The organism is Aeromonas sp. QDB14 (assembly GCF_027707845.1).
GTDB classification, from domain to species: Bacteria; Pseudomonadota; Gammaproteobacteria; order Enterobacterales; family Aeromonadaceae; genus Aeromonas; species Aeromonas caviae.
Genome location: NZ_JAPCJD010000162.1, coordinates 1 through 2,205 on the forward strand (window position 1 = coordinate 1; position 2,205 = coordinate 2,205).

General features: G+C 40.2%; 3 protein-coding genes and 1 pseudogene. 2 read left to right on the plus strand and 2 right to left on the minus strand.

Annotation, left to right across the window (positions count from 1 at the left end; genetic code table 11):
* Positions 1–77: 77 nt before the first annotated feature.
* A pseudogene (locus PG887_RS22155) lies at positions 78–338 on the plus strand (IS1595 family transposase); the annotation flags it as partial.
* Between the two features lie 72 nt (positions 339–410).
* Here PG887_RS22155 and PG887_RS22160 read toward each other — a convergent pair.
* Both PG887_RS22160 and PG887_RS22165 read right to left on the minus strand, forming a co-directional pair.
* Entirely contained in the window at positions 411–779 is a 369-nt protein-coding gene (locus PG887_RS22160) for a putative zinc-binding protein (RefSeq protein ID WP_050555278.1), read from the minus strand.
* 63 nt (positions 780–842) lie between these two features.
* Positions 843–1,424: a flavin reductase family protein gene (locus tag PG887_RS22165; RefSeq protein ID WP_162516531.1), complete on the minus strand. Its 582-nt coding sequence runs from the start codon at positions 1,422–1,424 to the stop codon at positions 843–845.
* Positions 1,425–1,525: 101 nt separating this feature from the next.
* Between PG887_RS22165 and PG887_RS22170 the strand changes: the two genes are divergently transcribed.
* On the plus strand, positions 1,526–1,948 hold the full coding sequence (locus tag PG887_RS22170) for a MarR family winged helix-turn-helix transcriptional regulator (protein WP_081999320.1): 423 nt from the start codon (positions 1,526–1,528) through the stop codon (positions 1,946–1,948).
* Positions 1,949–2,205: the final 257 nt, after the last annotated feature.

Below are 2,205 nucleotides of genomic sequence, written 5' to 3' on the forward strand. Positions count from 1 at the left end.
AACAAGACCTGTTGTCGCCTGAGAAGGCGGCCACGTGTGTGGCAATGCAATCACTGCCGTCACCAGATGTCATTGACAAGTACCTGAGTGTCGTCACTGGAGGCAACCTGGATTTACTGGAGCATCTTGCGTTCAACTGGGTAAGCACGATAATAGGGAGTGTGCAGAACTCGCTGCGGAGCAGTTGCCATACGCTTGGAACCAAGCCTCTACCAAATCATCTGACGGAATGATGCTTCCGATTTAAGCATCGTTTTGGCATCAAGAGCATGCTGGTTGAATTGAACCACACGATAGAGGAAATCCATCTGATGCCATATCGGGAAGATCATGGGTAATCGGATAGGTGGTACCCCATATCTATAGCCACGTATGAATAATACATACCGATAAATTTGAGGAGCAACCTCTTATAGAAGAGTTAATAACTGTGCGATTTCAAAAACAAGCCTATCCGCTTCATCAGAATCAAAATCTGTTTTCTGAAGTTTTTTGACTCCATGCTCATTCAATAAGACATGATTTGTAGGAGTGAGATTGTGAATAGCCAAACAACTTTTGACACATTGTAAAGGACATCCATCGATAGCAATGATCGATCTACCAGACTTTGCTATACGGACTAAATGCTTTACGTTTCCACCAACACCTGCAATGCAGGACATTTCTGCATCACCTCGTTTATCTAGCTGAATAGCCATATAGTTTGCCATCTGCGCTGCACTTGAACAACCAGAGCATGAATAAACCAATGGTAAAGAACGTAAACATTCACTCATAAAACATCCTTTAAAAATCATAGTCCCATGAAGATGCCCTTAATAAATAGGGCATCTGCGAAATCAATTATCAAATTTAAAGTTTCTACCAATAGCGCTGGTAATTCCGTGGTAACTCCTGAAATTATAAATCAGAGGGCTCCACAAATCCGCGTCAATAACGTCATCTTTTTTAAGTAAAGATGCATCTGCATGCACATGAGTGGCTCGCAATTCAACGATAGCAAAATTATTGCGCTTTGTTATATGTTCAACTAAACACTCGACCTGAATTAAACATTCTTGGATACGAGATGGTTTAACGGTACAGGACGCCAGCTCTGTAAATCCACCAAGAGCAAATTTATTACCACAATAACTGAAACCTATCTTTTCAGATGGGACAGGATCCTTTCCGGTCAATTTGGCAATAGATTCAATTCTATCCGAAAGGTTGTCTGATGCAACATTCAATACGACTTCTGGACAATTCTCAATGTTTTCGATAGCCTTTGAATTTAGACTGAGGCCGATGACAATATTATTCGAAAGAGACCAACTCGATGATATTGGTGTAATGTTAGTTGTATCAGTATCATCGATGGTACTCAGTAGAATTACGGTGTTTCCCCAATAAAGTGATTTTGGGTGAACTTGCTTATGCATTGCCATCTCCTTTGTAACAGAAACACTACAAATTATATATCACAGTGTGATATAATTGAACTTATTGTATTTCACCTAAGAAGTCAACAACCGAGTAAGCTATGCTAACAAAAGCTCAATTTGAGGCACTTTCTGAGTTTCGCTATCAGTTAAAGCGTTTTCTTCACTTTAGTGAAACTGCGGCCAAGGAGCTCGGGCTCACACCATTACAATATTTATCCCTCCTGCACATTCAAGGATACCCAGGGCGCAACTGGGCAAGCGTGGGTGAACTAGCGGAAAGGCTACAAATGAGTCATCATGCTACAGTAGCTTTACTTACGCGATGTGAGGAGTTGGACCTTGTTGAACGGCGGAAAAATGAAAATGACAAGCGCAAAGTAGATGTGTATTTAACAGACAAAGGGAGAGAATATTTACAGCAATTGGCACAGCAGCATAAAACAGAATTACAATCGCTTCAAAATACTTTCCAAGTAGCACGTATTACAGCACTGAATGAAAACTATGATGCTGACCAGTAAAAAACATTATGTACTAAGAGTATGAGCAAGTGAATTGCTCATACTTAATTACCAGAATACTCTAGTCATAATTCACATTGAACTGCTTACAATAAAATATGACTTGTGAATATATTTTTTCGTGGTCTGCGAAAAGGATTAAATCAATACTTTCGTTATCAGGAAGGATGTGTATCACTCTAGGGAAGGTGCGAACAAGTCCCTGATATGAGATCATGTTTGTCATCTGGAGCCATGGAACAGGGTTCATCATGAGT

Bases quoted from the DNA above. Each gene is read 5' to 3' on its own strand.
- PG887_RS22160 (WP_050555278.1), bottom strand. From the start codon at position 779: ATGAGTGAATGTTTACGTTCTTTACCATTGGTTTATTCATGCTCTGGT.
- PG887_RS22165 (WP_162516531.1), bottom strand. From the start codon at position 1,424: ATGCATAAGCAAGTTCACCCAAAATCACTTTATTGGGGAAACACCGTA.
- PG887_RS22170 (WP_081999320.1), top strand. From the start codon at position 1,526: ATGCTAACAAAAGCTCAATTTGAGGCACTTTCTGAGTTTCGCTATCAG.